Source organism: Desulfovibrio litoralis DSM 11393 (assembly GCF_900143255.1).
GTDB lineage: Bacteria > Desulfobacterota > Desulfovibrionia > Desulfovibrionales > Desulfovibrionaceae > Frigididesulfovibrio_A > Frigididesulfovibrio_A litoralis.
The window spans coordinates 67,819-84,751 of record NZ_FRDI01000011.1 but is presented as its reverse complement, the minus strand read 5'-3'; the positions used below and the strand labels follow the sequence as shown (position 1 = coordinate 84,751).

Here is a 16,933-nt window from a genome sequence, read left to right as displayed (position 1 = left end):
CTTAAAAATCCATTGCAAAACTATTTTGTAATTAGTTTTTTGTTTAGTTTGTCTTTTTAAGTCTTGTCTTTTTAAGTTTAGCTGCGTCAGGCTTGCTTTTTTATTTTGATCATGTACAAAAAGAATACCTTTTTGTTATAATAAATCATATTTTTCAACGCTTAAAAAAAATCACAAAGCCTTTTGAACTTTTTCCTTTCAAGATTTTTTATATAATTTTATCATTAACCAGAATCATTTATCAATTAAATATTATGCAAGATATACAAAATAGCCCCTCGAGTGTTCCTATCGCAATAGATCGTGTGGGTATAAAATCATTGCGAGTTCCTATTTGGATAAAAGACCGTAGCAAGGGGCGGCAACACTCTGTTGCGACGATCAACCTTGGTGCTGATTTACCGGCATGTAAAAAAGGTACTCATATGAGCCGCCTTGTTGAAGTTATTGAAAACTGGGAAGAAGAGCTTGATTACTCTACGTTAAAAAAGCTTTTGGAAAACATTCAACAACGTTTACAGGCACATAAAGCCTATGTGAGTTTTATGTTTCCTTATTTTATGTCAAAACTTGCTCCGGCTACTCAAATCTCCGGCTTGATGGGGTATGACTGTGTTTTAACCGGGGAGTTAACTGAACACAAAAAACCAGTGTTTACGCTTACAGTTATCGTTCCGGTGATGACGGTTTGTCCTTGTTCCAAGGCGATAAGCGATGAAGGTGCCCATAGCCAGAGGGCCTTGGCAACGGTTTCGGTTAAACAAAAGGGCTTTGCTTGGATTGAGGAATTTATTGAAATTATTGAAAGTTCTGCATCATCTCAGGTTTATTCTATTTTAAAACGTGCCGATGAAAAAACAGTAACGGAAAACGCCTTTGCCAGTCCTTGTTTTGTCGAAGACGTTGTGCGTAATATTGCTTTAAAGCTGGCAGAACACAAACATGTTTCATGGTATAAAGTCGAGGTTGAAAGCTTTGAATCAATTCATGCTCACAACGCTTATGCTTATATAGAGTCAGAAAATTTAAGTGAATAAAATTCAGTAAAGTTTAAGCGAGCTTATTTGATTTGTTTGATTGCAAATTTAAGAAAATTAATTTAATTAAAAAAGAGTTTAATGTATATCTTTTGTTGTTTTTCAGATAACTTAAATTTTATTGCTCAGAATATAAAAACTTCGAGACTATGAAACAATAGACTCATCAAAAATCTTTCGCAAGGAAGACACTCTAAAAAACACAAAAAACCGAGCGTTATAATAGTCTTGGTTTAAGTGAAAAATACGTTATCTAAAAAAATGTGGTTATTTATAATATGAAATACGGTGTTTACGAACAAATATTAGGTATACTTTGTAGTGTGCTTGAGGGCTATTCGGCGGTTATTTTCTTACCGTCTATTGATGCTTCGGGCGTACCAATATTTAATCGTGATTCAACAGAAAACGAATTTAGCATTAATGCTTGGTTTAGCCTTGGCGACTCTATAGATTGTACTTCGAGAGTAAAAACGGGAAACGGTTTGGTCGGCTGGATAGTGCGTAGTCAAGAGCCTTTATTGATTCAAAACTATGATCGTCGTAAAAATTCTTTAGGATATTATTTGCGTAATGCCGATCAAAGTATTAAGGCGTTTATGGGTTGTCCTTTAAAGGGCGGAATTGGTGCATTGTGTCTTGATAGCAAAAGGCAATATTCTTTTTCTGAAAAAGATCAAAAGATTTTACAACTTTTTTCTGAATTAATTTCTGATATTTATATTCAAAATAATAATCAGGGGCGTTATCAAGAAGATGCTTCTTATTACCTTGCTTTATCCAAAATTTTACAGTTGCGAGGGAATGTTACGAGTTGGGAAGAGCATATATCAAAAATTTTAAGTTATACGCTTGAGGCAACGGGCTTTTCTTATGCTTCTTTTTGTGTTACAGATTCGGCACAAGAACGTTATTTTATAGAATGTGAAGTGCCAAAGCTTGTTTCCGATTCAAACAATTCGCTTGAGTTTCCTATCAATATGGGCTTGGTGGGTTGGGTGTTTAGAAACAATAACCCTGTGCATCACGGAGGGCTTGAGTCGGCTCCGGCTGCTCCGATGTATGGAAAGGGAACCTCGGCATATTTTCAAAGTCTGATCCTTTTACCGGTTACTTATCATAAAAAAGTTCAAGCGGTTTTTTGTTTGGCGTCGCCGAACCATTTGGACATTACTGAAAAGATGAAAAACTTTGCAGGTATGGTCGCTGATCAGCTTGGTTTGATTCTTGAAAATATATTTTTAAAGGTCTTGCTTAAGAATAATCAGAGGCAACTTTAGTATAAACCTTAACAAAAAAAGAAAATAACATGTTACGTCGTTTACTCCGTTTTTTTAGTAAAAGTCTGGCAATGGATTTGGGAACTGCCAATACATTGATCTATTCCCCAAAAACCGGAATAGTCCTTAACGAACCTTCGGTTGTGGCGTTAGATATAGAAAGAAACAGTGTGCTTGCCGTTGGTAAAGAAGCAAAAGAATTTTTAGGGCGTACCCCTCGAAGTATTAAAGCAATTAGACCTATGAGAGACGGAGTAATCGCCGACTTTGAAGTAACTAGGCAAATGATTTCTTATTTTCTGAAAAAAACAATTACAACTTATTCATTTGGAAAACCTCGCCTTGTTGTTTGCGTTCCCTCAGGTATTACTCAGGTTGAAAAACGAGCCGTTTTAGAAGCCGCAGGGGAAGCTGGTGCAAGAGATATTCACCTGATCGAAGAACCAATGGCGGCTGCTCTTGGTGCGGGTTTACCCGTACATGAACCAAAAGGTAGCTTGGTGGTTGATATTGGCGGAGGAACAACGGAAGTTGCGGTTATTTCTCTTTCGGCAATTGCTTATTCCGAATCTGTACGCATGGCGGGCGACGCTATGGACGCAGCCATTCAACGTTATTTTCAAAACGAATTGCAAATGCTTATTGGCGAAAATATGGCAGAACGCATTAAAAAAACAATAGGTTCGGCTTACCCTTTAAAAGAACAACTTGTTGTTGACGTTGCCGGAAAAGATATTATCAGCGGAACGCCAAAATCAGTCAGAATCTCTGATGGACATATCAGGGAAGCATTAGCAGAGCCTGTGAAAGTTATCTTATTATCTATTCGCAAAGCTTTGGAAAAAACTCCTCCCGAATTATCGGCCGATATTGGTAATAGTGGAATTTTATTAGCCGGTGGTGGTGCTTTATTGCAAGGCTTGAGTGAAGCTATTCACCAAGATACGGGAATTCCTGTTTTTGTTGATAACGACCCGCTTACTTCTGTTGTGCGTGGAACCGGTCTTACCCTAGAAGACCCGGGGTTGCATTCTAAAGTTTATGTCAGCTAGCTTGTTTGTTTTATTAATTATTTAAGCTGTTTATCAGAGCTATTTTAATCAGATTGTTGGAGTATATTTTTTATGGAGTTGCTTGTTGACCCGAGTATTTGGATAGGGCTTTTGACCCTTGTTGTACTTGAGGTTGTGCTTGGTATAGATAACCTTGTATTTATAGCTATTTTAGCCGATAAACTTCCGACACATCAGAGAGATAAAGCCAGAATTCTCGGCTTGGTGCTTGCGCTTGCCATGCGTTTACTGATGTTGTCTTTAATCTCTTGGCTTGTAACTTTAAAAACGCCGCTTTTTGATTTGTGGGGCTATTACCAACCATCGGGTAAAGATTTGATTTTGTTGGGTGGTGGTTTATTTTTATTATTTAAGGCGACGGTTGAGCTACACGAACGCTTAGAAGCCCCAACGTCTTTTCATAACCCTCAAAAAGGGCGTGTTTCATTTAGAGCGGTAGTTATTCAAATAGTTGCCCTTGATATGGTCTTTTCTCTTGATGCAGTTATTACTGCCGTGGGAATGGTCCAACATTTACCGGTTATGATGGCGGCGGTTATTATTGCCGTTGGAATTATGATTTTAGCCTCAAAGCCTTTGACCAGTTTTGTGTCTGCCCACCCCAGTGTAATTGTATTATGTTTAAGTTTTTTGTTGATGATTGGTTTTAGCTTGGTCGCTGAATCTTTTAATTTTCCTGTGCCTAAGGGATATTTATATGCGGCAATCGGCTTTTCCATCTTGATTGAGTTTTTTAATCAGGTGGCGAGTCGAAACTTAAAAAAACAAGAATCCAAACGTCCACTGAAAATGCGTACGGCAGAAACAATTTTGCGTTTTTTTGGAACAGGTGATACGGACTCAAACGAAGATAAAAACGAGTTTGATGCCGTTGATGAAGCTGAAAATAAAGCGATTCAAGCTGAAACTCAAAATATGCTTTATAGTATTTTAACTTTAACCGATCGTTCCGTTCGTTCTATTATGACTCCTCGTGCAGATATTGACTGGATTGATATAGAAGACAGTCTTGAAAAGATTCAACGTTTGGTAGAAAACAGCTCGCACAACTTTTTCCCGGTTCGCTGTAAAGATACTGATGAATTAATAGGGGTTATTAAAGACAAAGAATTGTTGGTAAAGATTAATTTTCACGCAAAAGCCAATAATAATATAGACTTAAAAACAATAGCTCACCCGCCTTTTGTTGTTCAAGAAAGCTTGGGCGTTTTGCGATTAATGGATTTAATGCGTCAGTCAAAAGAGCGTTTTGCCTTTATTGCCAATGAATATGGGGCGATTTTAGGAATAGTTACTCTTCAAGATATTTTTGAAGCGATCGCCGGAGAGTTTCCCGATGTTGGTGAAGACCCCGATATTTTTCAAGAAGCACCAAACGTGTGGCTTGTTGATGCGGGAACTGATTTACATAGGCTTGAATTTTCTTTGGAATCAGGGGTTTTTGTGGAAAATGCCGGTGATTACGTTACTCTTGGCGGTTTTTTAACCAAGCTTAAAGGTGAACTTCCCAAAACAGGCGAAGTTTTAGAGTTTGGCAACTTTCGTTTTGAGATCGTTTCTGCGAACAAGCGTAAGCTTGAAGAAGTAAAAATTACTAGAATTGTTCATTAAATTTAGAATTTAAAATTAATTTGTCAATTTATCATAGATACAGGAAAAAATATGCTCGCTATTATTGATTATAATGCAGGTAACCAGACCAGTGTACGCCGTGCTTTGGAACACCTTAAAATTCCATGCAAAATAACAAATAATCCTGATGAACTGTTTAATGCATCAGGAGTTATTTTCCCCGGTGTTGGTGCAGCCGGACAAGCCATGGATAATTTAAAATCTCGCGGTATGGATAAGGCAATTCAAGAGTTAATAGCAAGCAATAAACCAATTTTAGGTGTTTGTATAGGTTGCCAAATTTTACTTGATAAAAGTGCTGAAAACGAAACCCAAACTTTGGGTTTTGTAAAAGGCCAATGTTTGCGTTTTAGCCCTGATTTAAAAGATGAAAACGCCCAAAAAATTCGTATTCCTCACATGGGTTGGAACAAGTTAGAGCTTAAACAAAAAAGTCCTTTGTTTCATAATATTAGTCCTGATGCCGAGTTTTATTTCGTGCACAGTTATTTTGTAAAACCGCCACAAGAGTTGGTTTTAGCCACAACTTTTTATGGACAAGAATTTTGTTCGGTTTACGGACGTAAAGATTTATGGGCTGTACAGTTTCACCCCGAAAAAAGCGGTCGTCCGGGCTTACAGTTATTACAAAATTTTTATGATTATTGTGTAGGTGGTTTAAATGCTTAGTAAAAGAATAATTCCTTGTCTTGATGTAAGAAACGGAAAACTCACCAAAGGTATTAAATTTAAAGGCAATATAGATATTGGTTGCCCCGTTGAAACAGCTCGTCGTTATTATGAAGAGGGGGCTGATGAAATTGTTTTTTATGATATAACCGCTTCAAGCGAAGGGAGAATGGCTTTCCTAGAGGTAGTTGAAAAGGTTGCCGAGGAAATTTTTATTCCTTTTACCGTGGGTGGCGGAATTAATACGCTTGATGATATGTGGGCGGTTTTACTCGCAGGAGCGGAAAAAGTTTCCGTTAACTCCGGTGCGGTCAAAAATCCTGATATTATTAGCCAAGGGGCAAAACAATTTGGCTCTCAATGTATCGTTTTAGGAATGGACGTTAAACAAGTTGAAGTGAGTGCAAAAATTCCTTCGGGTTATGAGATTGTTGTACATGGTGGACGAAAATTTACGGGGCTTGACGCTCTTGAATGGGCGAAACATTGTGAAGATCTTGGTGCGGGAGAAATTTGTGTTAATTCTATTGATGCAGACGGAACAAAAGACGGGTATGAGCTTAAGTTAACTCGCAAAATAGCCGAAAAGGTTAATATTCCAATTATTGCCTCAGGCGGTGCGGGAACAGCCTTGCATATGCACGAAGCCTTAACGGAAGGTAAAGCAACGGCGGCTTTGATTGCCTCGATTGTACATTACGGAGAATATACAATTCCGCAATTAAAGAATGAAATTAGTGCCTTAGGCTCTAAAATGCGTATGGTTTGGTAGCTATAAGAAATTGTGTTTTTTATAGTGATAAAATAATTTTGATATTTTTCTGATTTATAAATAGTTTTTTGGAACTTTTATGTGTGGTTTTAGTCGTGGTATTAGCTTGAATTTGTTAACAATTTGTATAAGTATCTTATACATTGTTTTGCTTTGTGGTAATGCACAGGCTCAAACAGGACAGTTAAAACTTATGCAATCAGGCACTATGGACGAGGCTATTTCGCTAATTAGTGAAGACCCGGAAAAAGCGGAAGAGTTGTTAAAAAAAGACGATTCCCCTACGGCGTTGTGTTATCGGGCTTATTTAAGAGAGTCCGGCATGATCGAAGCCAAAGGGAAAGAAGATAGTGCCGAAGCTTTATTGTTATTGGCTCAAAGCAAGCTTCCACCCAATTTACAGGCACAAGCAACGGAAAAAACAGAATGGTCGGGCGCGAGTGAAACTTTAGGGCGTATTTTAACAACCTTATTTGTGTTGCATGTAAACAATATCAATACCCAAGTTTAAGGAAACGCTGGTTTATTGCGTTTGGCGGCGTTACCTCTCTTTTTTTGAAACAGTCGAGATTATTGTACAATCGTCTCAAAGTGGCTTTCGCCAGAAAGATACTTCGGAAAGACACTCCAAAAACTACGAATAAAGCCACTAGGTTGGCTTTGCCTGACAGTGGATTGGGGGCTTCGGGGGTATCCCACGAAACAAAAAGAAAATTAAATTTTCCTATAAAATGAGTAGTTTTTGTGTCTTAAAACGTTTAATATTATGTGCATACAGAGCATTAAACGATAATAAAAGCACGCAAAACAGATTTTTGTAATGGTCTTCAGTCATGAACGGAAGAGTCCGCTCTTGCTTCAAAAAAAACTTGTGCCAAATGAAATAACCGTGCGTTTCCAAAGTGCTATTTAATCAGTATTTTCTTAAATAAAGAGTAAAATTTATAATGCAACCATTAAAAGAATATAGCTCCAGTCTTAATATTTCAGTCGCCGGTTTAGATTTAGTTTTACATCGCCACAGCAACCTTGAAGAGTTGTGGAATCAAATGACGGAAGAAGAATTTACCAGTGATGAACGCATTCCTTATTGGACAGAACTTTGGCCGGCTTCTTTGGTTTTATCAGATTGGTTAAAGCAAAATTCAGAGCGTATTAAAAATACTAATTGTCTTGATCTTGGTTGCGGGCTTGGGTTAACTGCTTTAGTTGCCGCAAGCTGTAAGGCGAATGTTATAGGCATGGATTATGAAAAAGAAGCTTTAATTTATGCTAAAAAAAATGCCATAGAAAATGGACTTGATACGGTTACATGGACAGCTATGGACTGGCGTTATCCTGCGGTAAAAAAGCAGAGTTTAGATTATCTTTGGGGTGGCGACATTATGTATGAACGCCGTTTTGTTCAGCCTGTGCTTGATTTTTTAAGCTATAGTTTAAAGCCTAACGCCAAAGCCTGGCTCGCCGAACCCTCACGAGAAGAAATATTCGCCTTATTTAGACATTCGTTAGATCGGGCCGGTTGGCAATATAAAATAGTGCATACCCAAAAAATTCCGGCAATTTATGCTCAAGCCGTGCCTGTTTCCGTGCGTCTTTGGGAACTCGGCAAAAAGCTTTAATCGCCCCTATTTTATTGGACTTTGAGCGTTATTGCTTATATTATTTTGTAAATGAAATAAACTAAGAGTGTTGTTAAAATGCTCTTTATCTTTTCTCACAACCTAAATGAATATTCTCTGAGGCTTACACTCTTATGAAAACTTTTATTGTTATAATTATTATGTGTTTATTTAGCTGGTTATTTGTGAATGTTTCGAACGCTTTCGCACAAGTCGCCTGTCCCAAAACCCTTGAAGAGGCGAAAAAAGATAAGGTATATAGAGAAATATATAGACATATATATCACTTTGATCAAAAAGAGTATTCTTTAGAATGTATTTACTGGGAAAATGGAAAACTTGCAGGAGAAACACCATCTGTAAACGATAAAGTAGAAGGAACTATAAAAAGATATTACGAAAATGGTCAAATAGAATCCGAAATTCCATATATAGCCGGTAAAAAAGATGGTATTAGAAAAATTTATTACGACACTGGAGAAATTTTTTTGGAAGATCCATATGTAAGCGGTAAATTCTATGGAGTTCGCAAACATTATTACGAAAGTGGAAAAATTCAATCAGAAGACAATAATTTAGGAAATGGACAAATGCTTTGGACAAAATATGATGAACAGGGCAAAGTAGTTAGTGTGGTTGCATTTGTTAATTATGTGCCGATAGCTGGTATTTGTTACAAAACAAATGGAATTACAAAAGTTTTAACCGCTGACAAATTGCCAACTTATTTATTTGATAAAGAATTAATAAAACTATGTGAATAAAAATATATCTAGGAGAAAACTTTTATGAAAAACTTTATTGTTATAATTACTCTGTGTTTATTTAGTGTGTTATTGGTGAATTCCTCGAACGCTTTCGCAACTTGTAATATCAACTCAGAATCGGGACATGATGGTCTGTTTAAAATATATAACAAAGATGGTAAGCTTAAAAAAACAAATCCGTATATTGTTGGTAAGATAGCTGGAATTGAAACATTATATGATGAAACTTTGTCTGAAGGTGCTAAAAAAAATGGAGTTAATAAAGGCTATTATAAAAACGGAAAGCGCATGATTGAAGTTCCATATAAAGATGGTAAAGTAGATGGCGTTAAAAAAGTATATTATAAAAATGGAAAGATATGGTATGAGATTCCATATCTAGCGGGGAAAAAAGAAGGAATTTCTAGAATATATTACGAAAATGGAAAAATTAGTTCTGAAGCATTATACAAAAACGGTAAAGTAGATGGAATTGCAAAGTCATATCATGAAAATGGAAAACTTAAGCAAGAAATACCCTTTGATAAGCAAGGATTGTTAGATGGCGAGTTGCAAGTATATGACGAAAAAGGAAAAATAATTTTGGCTATTACATGTGTTGCTGATTCACCTGTGAGCGGTATTTGTTATAAAAAAGACAGCACAACAAGAGCTTTGACAAAAGAAGAGTTAAAAGATTGGCACAGAAGAGAGATTATGCCTAAATGCGATTAGTTTAAGTGAGTTGATGATCACAAAAATATATCTAGGATAAAACCTTTATGAAAAACTTTATTGTTATAATTATTCTATGTTTATTTAGCGTGTTATCTATTGATGTCCAAAACTCTTTTTCAGAAGACGCTTGTCCTAAAACTGTTGAAGAGGCAAAAAAAAATAAGAGCTATAAATGGGTATTGGGAGTTTTTCAGAAAGATATGGCTCTAAATTGTTATTATGACGATAACGGAAAATTGGAATCAGAAGTTTTACTGATGGGCTGGAAAATGGAAAGCATCGTCAAAAAATATTACAACAATGGCAATCTTAAATCAGAAGTTCATCTTGGACCATGGAATAAAACGGAGGGAACTTCAAGGTATTATTACGCTAGTGGAAAGCTTAAAGTTGAAACACCATATCTAAACGGCAAAATAGAAGGGCTTGTAAAGCATTATTATGAAAGTGGACAAGTTAAACAAGAAGCCCCATATACAGCTGGCATAATAAATGGTGTTATAAAAAACTATTATGAAAGCGGAACGTTGGAATGGGAAAGTCCGTATGTCAACGGACAAACAGAAGGCGTTATAAAACACTATTACACAGACGGCAAACTTAAAACTGAAACACCGTATGTAGGTTGCAAGAAAGAAGGCGTTTCAAAGCATTATTACATAGCCGGAAGGCGTGAAACTCCATTTAAGAACGATAAGCGAGAAGGTGTTTTAAAAGAATATTACGGTAATGGAAAACTGAGAGAAGAAACGTTATATGTAAATGATAAAAAAGAAGGAATTTCAAAATATTACTATATAAATGGAAATATTGAGCTAGAAACGCCGTATATCGCCGATCAAGAAAACGGTATTGAAAAAGAATATTATGAAAGCGGAACGATTAAACTTGAAGCTCAATATGTCGAAGGGCAACTGGACGGAGCTTGGACCATTTATTACGAAAATGGAAAAAAGCTTATGAGCGTAATTTATGATAAAGGTGTAGCTGTTAGTGGCAGTTGTTTTGATAAAAATGAAACAGCCAGAGTTTTGACGGATAAAGAATTAGAAGAATGGGATTGTTCTAACGAAATTCCTAAATGTGATTAGTTCATGAACTAACGAGAACAAGCAGGCTAAAAGATGAAAAGTGAGGCTTAACAGCTCTTTTCCTTAAGATTGTTATTTTGAAATTATTTGTTGCAAGCCAAAATACAGCATAAAATGTCGGGCAAATGTAATTGATATAAGCTATAGCCTGTTTAGACGAGGAGAGTACCCATGGACTGGATTCAAGGAATACAAAACGCTATTCGATATATTGAGAATAATATTTTGGAAGAACTCGATTATGATGAAATTGCTACACAGGCATATGTTACCAGTTTTTATTTTCAAAGGGCTTTTAGTGTTCTTTGTGGATTTACATTAGGTGAATATATCCGCAATCGTAGACTCACTTTAGCAGGAGTGGAGTTATCATCTGGTACAGATAAAATCATTGATGTTGCTTTGAGATACAGGTATGACTCACCTGACAGTTTTACAAAAGCATTTACCCGTTTTCACGGGATACCCCCTTCGTCTGCAAAAAAAGAGGGTGCAACTTTGAAATTTATTGCACCTCTAAAAATTAAATTTAAATTGGAAGGTGGTAATGTTATGGATTACAGACTTGAAACAAAAGAAGCTTTTAATGTGATTGGTGTTGAGAGAGGGTTTAACAGCGATACAGCGTATGCAGACATCACAAAATTCTGGTACGAACATTTTGAAAATGGAAATGGCAAATATATCTGTGGTATGTTCGGGATTTCCTACGGATATAATTCTAACACTCACATGTTTAATTATATGATAGCAGACAGTATTCAAGATAAAGGAAGCTTACCGGACGGCTTTATTACAAAAGAAATTCCTGCAAAAACATGGGCAGTTTTTCCTGTCAAAGGAGCAATACCTAGTGCTTTACAGGAAGTTAACTCTAAAATATGGAGTGAATGGCTCCCAAACTGTCACGAATACGAATTAGATGGAAACATAAATATTGAGATGTATTCAGAAGGCGATATAAACAGTACGGATTATTACAGTGAGATTTGGATACCTGTTAAAAAGAAATAGTATACATATAAAATAAATAGTAGCCACACTTAATAAAAAATTGAGTGTGGCTATATTAATGTTGTAAGTATTTAACAGAACGTATAATGGCAGAACTTAACGCTTAGTTTTGCCATCGCTTTTTGATTAAAATGAAGAAAAAACGCAACTTCAAAACCGATAAGCTCTTAGCGTGGTTGCACAAGAAAAGTGTATGCAATATTACTGCATAAATTAAGATAAAATGACTTAATTCAAGACTAAGTTATTGTTTTACTAACTTGTTAAAAAACGAGATTAAGCAACACGTATCTTTTTAGTGGTGCATGTGGTCGGCTTTTTTAATGCGATAAAAAGCAACGCCGACAATTACGCAAAAATATACAAAGATAAGCCCCACTCCTACAAAACCTTGTGTGGTAGAGTGCATGGCGTTAGAAATCAGTTCGTTTAAAGTATACATAATTCACCTCGCAAAGGTTATCGTCTTTTATCTATTATTGAGTCAAGCTTGCATAAAAGTCAAGCAGGTATTGAGTAGTTTGTTTATATACTTTGATTTATCTGGGATCAGGTCTGTAATTTTGCTCTTCGCTCGAAGGGGGAGCCGGGGCGTTTTGTGTCAATGTTTGCGGGATATCAATAGATTCTTGAAGCGTTGAGTTTGTGTTTAAAGCAAGACTCTCAGCAGAACCTTTCGGGCTAGTTTCGTTTGGCGGTAGAACCTGAGTTTGATCTATGTTAGAAAAGAAACCCGGTATACCAAATTGTCCTGTTTGGTTTGCTCCCTGTGGGAGTTGTTGGGTTGAGGTATTGTTTGTTGATTTTTTTTGTTCTAAATTTTGTGGTTGTGAAAGCTGTAGACCGGTTGGTGGAAAGCTTTCAGGTTTTTTCTGTTGTGCTTTGGGTTCTTCTGACTTAGGGGTTGTGGCATTGGTTGCAACACCAATTTGTGGGGTTTCAAGCGTGCTGATTGCTTGTTTATTTCCATCATCGCTTAACCCTTGAATGTTTTTGTTATCAATCGGTACGGGCGTATCTTTAATACTGGTTGGATTTTGGGTGCTTATAGTCGAAGACGCAAACGGATTGGGTATAAGTTGTGCGTGTTTGCTTTCAACTCGAGCCTCTTTTACCCCGCCTGTTGTGGGCATTCCGCCGATACTTTGCGGAATAGCATCTTCAAACATTGAATGTTCTTGAGTTTTGGTATTTGTTTGTTCTGTGTTTTGTGGTGCTAAAGGTCTTGTTTCTTCTTTTGGTGCTGTGGGTGTGGTGCTGTTTGTATTGACCTGTGGCGTTGTCTGTTTAAACGGAACGATCAAGCTATTGTCTTGGTTGTTGCTTTGGGCGAGACCAACGTTTGTGACTGAGGCGAAAGCGTCTTTATTTGGTGGCGGAGCTTGCGGAACTTGGAATGCCAAAGGTACAGACGGTGCAAGAGTCGCAGGCGTATTGGTATCTGGTTTGTTTTCAAGAGTTTTGGCATAAAACTCTTTTGGGCTTACGCTTTTTGTATCAGGAGTTGGCGTTACAACTTTAGTTGTTGTTTCGGTTTTTGTTTGATCAACTTTTTGAACTGATTTAATGGTCTTTTCAGCCGTTTTCGTTTGTGTTTTGGGGTCAACTTTAGTTTTCGTTGTTTTTGATACAACAGCGTTTTTTTCTTGCTCTTTGGGAGCTGTTTTTTTAGTTGGGGGAAGCTCTTTTTTAATGTTTGTTTCCGGTTTTGTGGTTTGTTTGGTTTCCGGTGTTTTGGGTGCAACGGCTACAGTCTTGGTTGTTTTTCTGGGCTGTATTTTTTTACCTTGAGTTTGAGCCGTATTGTTTATTGTATTATTTTGAGGTGGTGTTCTTTGAATATCTGCCAATGCGTTATTAAGAACGCTTTGTTGGGTGGCTGTTAAACTTGTTCTGTTATTTTGAATATTACTACGTTGAAACACGGGGGCGGTTTTTCTTTCTCCGCCGATATTGGTACAAAATGCAACAATATCAAAGCTATTTAAGTAAGTTGTCGTAGCTTCTTTACAACCTTGACGAAAATAAATATGCGTCCATTTATCGTCGCAACGCTGAAATTGTGCTGTGGAAATTTGGGAAAAATTTAAACGATTTAAGGTTGTTATACAGTTCTGTGTATTGCTGAAATTGCGATTGCGTTGGGGCATTTTGGAAGTCATCATCTGCAACCCTTCGTAGCAACCTTCTATAGTCAGAGCCGCCAAGCTTGTGTTGGCATTGCATTGGTCAAGGGCGGCTTCTATTGCCGGACTGTCATTAAAAACAAACGCCATACTCGGTTTGGCTTTGCTAAAAGAAAGCACAAGCAGGCATAAAAAAAATGTTAACAGTTTAGCTTTATTCATAACAAACTCCAAAACAGAAATAAGTTTTTAATCAGTGTATTTAATATGTTGAATCTGATAAAAAGGTTAAGAGTAAACAATAATTAATTTAGCCGGTTATTATCTTATGGACTGAAAAAAATATTTAGTGTATCATTACTGACCTTAAGAATATTTTAAGAGTGCAAACCTGCTTATAAGCAGTTATCGGCAGAAAATTAATTTGTATTAGAGCTTTATTGGCCGAGATTATTTATTTTCTTTTTTAGGTTGTTGAAAATGATATTTTTAGTTGTTTCAGATTTACACGGAGCAGTGGAAGCTGCTGATATTATTCCTGACTTACTTCAGATGCATAAAGCAGATACTTTAATTTTGTTGGGAGATTTGTTGTATCATGGACCTCGTAACCCCATGCACCCAAGCTATGAACCCGCAAAAACCGCAGAGTTGTTAAATAAACTTAGCTGTCGAATTATTGCCGTTAAGGGTAATTGTGATGCTAAGGTTGATCTGTCTTTATTAGATTTTCCTGTTGCCAATGATTTCAGTTGGCTATATTTAGAAAACAAAGCCGTGTTTTTGACTCATGGCGATGTTTATCTTCCCAACCCACCGATTAAACAAGGCGATATTTGTCTTTATGGGCATACTCATATCCCCGAGGCAAGCTATAGAGGCGGGGCATATTTTTTTAACCCCGGGTCTATTGCAAAGCCCAAACACGGATACGCTCAAAGTTATGGCGTTTTAAAGCCCAATTTGTTCTCTGTGTTTAATTTGGATGGCGAAAGTTTTTTACATAGCGAATTTTAAACAAAAATTTATAATACCTTAGTTTAAGAAAAATAAAAAATGACTTTAACCTTTAAAAAAGAATTAAATTATGAGTAGAGAAAGAACCCAAGAAAGAACAAAACGCATAGAATATGTTTTATCAAAACGCCAACCCGACTTAACTTTAGTTTTGGCAAACGTGCATGACCCTCATAACGTATCTGCGATTTATCGTAGTGCCGATGCGTTTGGTGTTGAAAAAATTCATTTATATTATACTGATACGCCTTTTCCTACTTTGTCGGGAGTTTCTTCGGCTTCGGCAAAAAAATGGGTCGATACCCAGCGTCATGATGATGTTAAAGAGCTTGTTGCTAACTTAAAAAGCCAAAATATGCAGGTTTTGGCAACAAGTTGCACCCCGAGCGCCAGACCTTTAAGCAGTTTTGATTTAATCAAGCCGACGGCGATTATTTTGGGAAATGAACACAGGGGCGTTGACCCTGAGTTTACTGGTGTTGTTGATGCTGAAGTTTATATCCCGATGTATGGAATGATTCAAAGCTTTAACGTTTCCGTTGCGGCGGCAATTATGTTGTCTGAGGCTTCGCGCCAACGTTTGGCGGCGGGAAAATATGATCAACCTCAATATTCCGAGGCTGTGTTACAAGAAAAAATAAGAACTTGGCTTGAAAAATAAAAGTAAATAAAAACAAAATCTTAATGTTTAATCCTTTAATGTTTATCCTTTCAAGTTTTTAATGTTGTTTGTGTAATTTATTAAAATGATTATTGTTTTATAGGGTTGTGCAATGAATATGAATATTCTTGCTTAAATTTTTTTTTACGTTTAAAGTTATACAGTTTTTGTAGAGGTTTTTTGCTGTCATTTTATTAACAACCTTAATGAGAGGAGTCGTTTTATGATGCTTAAAAGTTTTTTTGCCGGTTTGATGATGACTGTTTTTTGTGCCGGAACTGCTTTAGCCGGAGATACAATTAAAATGGGTGTTTATCTTCCATTGACCGGACAAAATGCGTTTGGTGGAGAATTGGAACTTGAGGGTATTAAGCTTGCTCACAAGTTATACCCTGAAATTTTAGGGAAAAAAGTAGAACTTATTATCGTTGATAATAAATCTGATAAGGTCGAAGCCGCAAACGCAGTTAAACGCTTGACCGAAAAAGATAAAGTTAACGCCATTATCGGAACTTATGGTTCTTCTTTAGCTATTGCCGGTGGTGAAGTTGCTGAGAAAGCAAAAACTCCGGTTATCGGAACTTCTTGCACCAACCCGCTTGTTACCATGGGTAAAAAGTATTACTTCCGCGCTTGCTTTATTGACCCTTATCAAGGTGCTGCCGCTGCAACTTATGCCGCTAAAAACTTAAATGCTAAAACCGCCGCTATTTTGATGGACGTTTCTAACGACTATGCTGTTGGTTTATCAGGATTTTTTGAAAAATCATTCAAAAAACTTGGTGGAAAAGTAGTATCAAAAGCACAGTATAGCTCAGGCGACCAAGACTTTACCGCTCAGTTGACTGAAATTATTTCTAAAAAACCTGATGTTGTATTTATTCCCGCTTATTTTGCCGAAGGTGGTATTATCATGAGACAAGCTCGTGATCTTGGTGCTACTTTCCGTATGATGGGTGCTGATGCTATGGATAACCCTGAAACCGTTGCTATTGCCGGTAAAGCCGCCGATGGTTTCCTCCATACAACTTTCCCTTATGATGCCGCCGCTACCGATAGTTCTCCGGAAGCCAAGGCTTTTACTGAAGCTTGGAAAAAAGCTTATCCTAAAAAAGAAGTTAACGTAAACGCCGCTTTGGGTTACACAAGTTATATGATGTATGTTGATGCCTTTAAACGTGCGGGTTCAGACGAACCTACTGCTGTTGCCAAGGCTTTGGAAGCAACCAAAAACTTGCCTACTCCTTTGGGAAGCTTAACTTTGAATGCTTCTCATGATGCCGAAATGCCTGTTGGTGTTATCGAAATTCAAAATGGTAAGAGAGTATTCGTAGGTACTGTTCAGCCTGAAATGTAGTTAATATGTTTTAAAAAGTCGTTTGCCTTATGAAATGATGAAACTTGGTCTTTTTTGTTTCATAAGGCAAGGCTTTTTTATTTGAACGGTTGTTTGTT

17 protein-coding genes are annotated in these 16,933 nt (G+C 36.9%); 15 read left to right on the top strand and 2 right to left on the bottom strand.

The genetic code is table 11. The features are described from left to right. Positions 1–254 precede the first annotated feature (254 nt). The 12 genes from folE2 to BT999_RS09970 all read left to right on the top strand — a co-directional run bounded on the left by folE2 (position 255) and on the right by BT999_RS09970 (position 11,674). Entirely contained in the window at positions 255–1,037 is a 783-nt protein-coding gene (gene folE2 / locus BT999_RS10025; RefSeq protein ID WP_072697660.1) for a GTP cyclohydrolase FolE2, read from the top strand. 278 nt (positions 1,038–1,315) lie between these two features. Further along, the gene (locus tag BT999_RS10020; protein WP_072697655.1) at positions 1,316–2,317 is read left to right on the top strand and encodes a GAF domain-containing protein; all 1,002 of its coding nucleotides are present in this window, start codon (positions 1,316–1,318) and stop codon (positions 2,315–2,317) included. A gap of 29 nt (positions 2,318–2,346) precedes the next feature. Further along, a complete protein-coding gene (gene mreB, locus BT999_RS10015) occupies positions 2,347–3,369 on the top strand; it encodes a rod shape-determining protein (protein ID WP_072697654.1) in 1,023 nt (340 codons plus the stop codon). Between the two features lie 72 nt (positions 3,370–3,441). Next, the gene (locus BT999_RS10010; RefSeq protein WP_072697653.1) at positions 3,442–5,001 is read left to right on the top strand and encodes a TerC family protein; all 1,560 of its coding nucleotides are present in this window, start codon (positions 3,442–3,444) and stop codon (positions 4,999–5,001) included. Between the two features lie 51 nt (positions 5,002–5,052). After that, complete coding sequence (gene hisH / locus BT999_RS10005) at positions 5,053–5,691, top strand: imidazole glycerol phosphate synthase subunit HisH (RefSeq protein WP_072697652.1); 639 nt, start codon at positions 5,053–5,055, stop codon at positions 5,689–5,691. Next, a complete protein-coding gene (gene hisF / locus BT999_RS10000) occupies positions 5,684–6,463 on the top strand; it encodes an imidazole glycerol phosphate synthase subunit HisF (protein WP_072697651.1) in 780 nt (259 codons plus the stop codon). The genes hisH and hisF overlap by 8 nt, the downstream gene beginning before the upstream one ends. A 79-nt stretch (positions 6,464–6,542) precedes the next feature. Beyond that, entirely contained in the window at positions 6,543–6,974 is a 432-nt protein-coding gene (locus BT999_RS09995; protein WP_072697650.1) for a hypothetical protein, read from the top strand. A 436-nt stretch (positions 6,975–7,410) separates the two neighbouring features. Next, entirely contained in the window at positions 7,411–8,085 is a 675-nt protein-coding gene (locus BT999_RS09990; protein ID WP_072697649.1) for a class I SAM-dependent methyltransferase, read from the top strand. A gap of 134 nt (positions 8,086–8,219) precedes the next feature. Further along, the gene (locus tag BT999_RS09985) at positions 8,220–8,849 is read left to right on the top strand and encodes a toxin-antitoxin system YwqK family antitoxin (protein ID WP_072697648.1); all 630 of its coding nucleotides are present in this window, start codon (positions 8,220–8,222) and stop codon (positions 8,847–8,849) included. A gap of 24 nt (positions 8,850–8,873) precedes the next feature. Then, the gene (locus tag BT999_RS09980) at positions 8,874–9,566 is read left to right on the top strand and encodes a toxin-antitoxin system YwqK family antitoxin (RefSeq protein WP_072697647.1); all 693 of its coding nucleotides are present in this window, start codon (positions 8,874–8,876) and stop codon (positions 9,564–9,566) included. A gap of 47 nt (positions 9,567–9,613) precedes the next feature. After that, the gene (locus tag BT999_RS09975) at positions 9,614–10,660 is read left to right on the top strand and encodes a toxin-antitoxin system YwqK family antitoxin (protein WP_084650681.1); all 1,047 of its coding nucleotides are present in this window, start codon (positions 9,614–9,616) and stop codon (positions 10,658–10,660) included. 171 nt (positions 10,661–10,831) lie between these two features. After that, a complete protein-coding gene (locus tag BT999_RS09970) occupies positions 10,832–11,674 on the top strand; it encodes an AraC family transcriptional regulator (RefSeq protein WP_072697646.1) in 843 nt (280 codons plus the stop codon). A 295-nt stretch (positions 11,675–11,969) separates the two neighbouring features. Here the strand turns inward: BT999_RS09970 and BT999_RS12560 are convergent, their stop codons facing one another. Then, positions 11,970–12,116, bottom strand: a complete 147-nt coding sequence (locus BT999_RS12560) for a hypothetical protein (protein ID WP_178139343.1) — start codon at positions 12,114–12,116, stop codon at positions 11,970–11,972. Positions 12,117–12,213: 97 nt separating this feature from the next. Next, positions 12,214–14,022 carry a hypothetical protein gene (locus BT999_RS09965; RefSeq protein WP_072697645.1) on the bottom strand — a complete coding sequence of 603 codons (1,809 nt, stop codon included), beginning with the start codon at positions 14,020–14,022 and terminating at the stop codon, positions 12,214–12,216. 258 nt (positions 14,023–14,280) lie between these two features. Between BT999_RS09965 and yfcE the strand changes: the two genes are divergently transcribed. The 3 genes from yfcE (at position 14,281) to BT999_RS09950 (ending at position 16,835) form a co-directional block, all read left to right on the top strand. Continuing rightward, on the top strand, positions 14,281–14,817 hold the full coding sequence (yfcE, locus tag BT999_RS09960; protein ID WP_218587513.1) for a phosphodiesterase: 537 nt from the start codon (positions 14,281–14,283) through the stop codon (positions 14,815–14,817). 70 nt (positions 14,818–14,887) lie between these two features. Next, a complete protein-coding gene (locus BT999_RS09955; protein WP_072697643.1) occupies positions 14,888–15,478 on the top strand; it encodes a TrmH family RNA methyltransferase in 591 nt (196 codons plus the stop codon). Positions 15,479–15,704: 226 nt separating this feature from the next. Beyond that, on the top strand, positions 15,705–16,835 hold the full coding sequence (locus tag BT999_RS09950; protein WP_425429663.1) for an ABC transporter substrate-binding protein: 1,131 nt from the start codon (positions 15,705–15,707) through the stop codon (positions 16,833–16,835). Positions 16,836–16,933 lie beyond the last annotated feature (98 nt).

Bases quoted from the DNA above. Each gene is read 5' to 3' on its own strand.
- folE2 (WP_072697660.1), top strand. From the start codon at position 255: ATGCAAGATATACAAAATAGCCCCTCGAGTGTTCCTATCGCAATAGAT.
- BT999_RS10020 (WP_072697655.1), top strand. From the start codon at position 1,316: ATGAAATACGGTGTTTACGAACAAATATTAGGTATACTTTGTAGTGTG.
- mreB (WP_072697654.1), top strand. From the start codon at position 2,347: ATGTTACGTCGTTTACTCCGTTTTTTTAGTAAAAGTCTGGCAATGGAT.
- BT999_RS10010 (WP_072697653.1), top strand. From the start codon at position 3,442: ATGGAGTTGCTTGTTGACCCGAGTATTTGGATAGGGCTTTTGACCCTT.
- hisH (WP_072697652.1), top strand. From the start codon at position 5,053: ATGCTCGCTATTATTGATTATAATGCAGGTAACCAGACCAGTGTACGC.
- hisF (WP_072697651.1), top strand. From the start codon at position 5,684: ATGCTTAGTAAAAGAATAATTCCTTGTCTTGATGTAAGAAACGGAAAA.
- BT999_RS09995 (WP_072697650.1), top strand. From the start codon at position 6,543: ATGTGTGGTTTTAGTCGTGGTATTAGCTTGAATTTGTTAACAATTTGT.
- BT999_RS09990 (WP_072697649.1), top strand. From the start codon at position 7,411: ATGCAACCATTAAAAGAATATAGCTCCAGTCTTAATATTTCAGTCGCC.
- BT999_RS09985 (WP_072697648.1), top strand. From the start codon at position 8,220: ATGAAAACTTTTATTGTTATAATTATTATGTGTTTATTTAGCTGGTTA.
- BT999_RS09980 (WP_072697647.1), top strand. From the start codon at position 8,874: ATGAAAAACTTTATTGTTATAATTACTCTGTGTTTATTTAGTGTGTTA.
- BT999_RS09975 (WP_084650681.1), top strand. From the start codon at position 9,614: ATGAAAAACTTTATTGTTATAATTATTCTATGTTTATTTAGCGTGTTA.
- BT999_RS09970 (WP_072697646.1), top strand. From the start codon at position 10,832: ATGGACTGGATTCAAGGAATACAAAACGCTATTCGATATATTGAGAAT.
- BT999_RS12560 (WP_178139343.1), bottom strand. From the start codon at position 12,116: ATGTATACTTTAAACGAACTGATTTCTAACGCCATGCACTCTACCACA.
- BT999_RS09965 (WP_072697645.1), bottom strand. From the start codon at position 14,022: ATGAATAAAGCTAAACTGTTAACATTTTTTTTATGCCTGCTTGTGCTT.
- yfcE (WP_218587513.1), top strand. From the start codon at position 14,281: ATGATATTTTTAGTTGTTTCAGATTTACACGGAGCAGTGGAAGCTGCT.
- BT999_RS09955 (WP_072697643.1), top strand. From the start codon at position 14,888: ATGAGTAGAGAAAGAACCCAAGAAAGAACAAAACGCATAGAATATGTT.
- BT999_RS09950 (WP_425429663.1), top strand. From the start codon at position 15,705: ATGCTTAAAAGTTTTTTTGCCGGTTTGATGATGACTGTTTTTTGTGCC.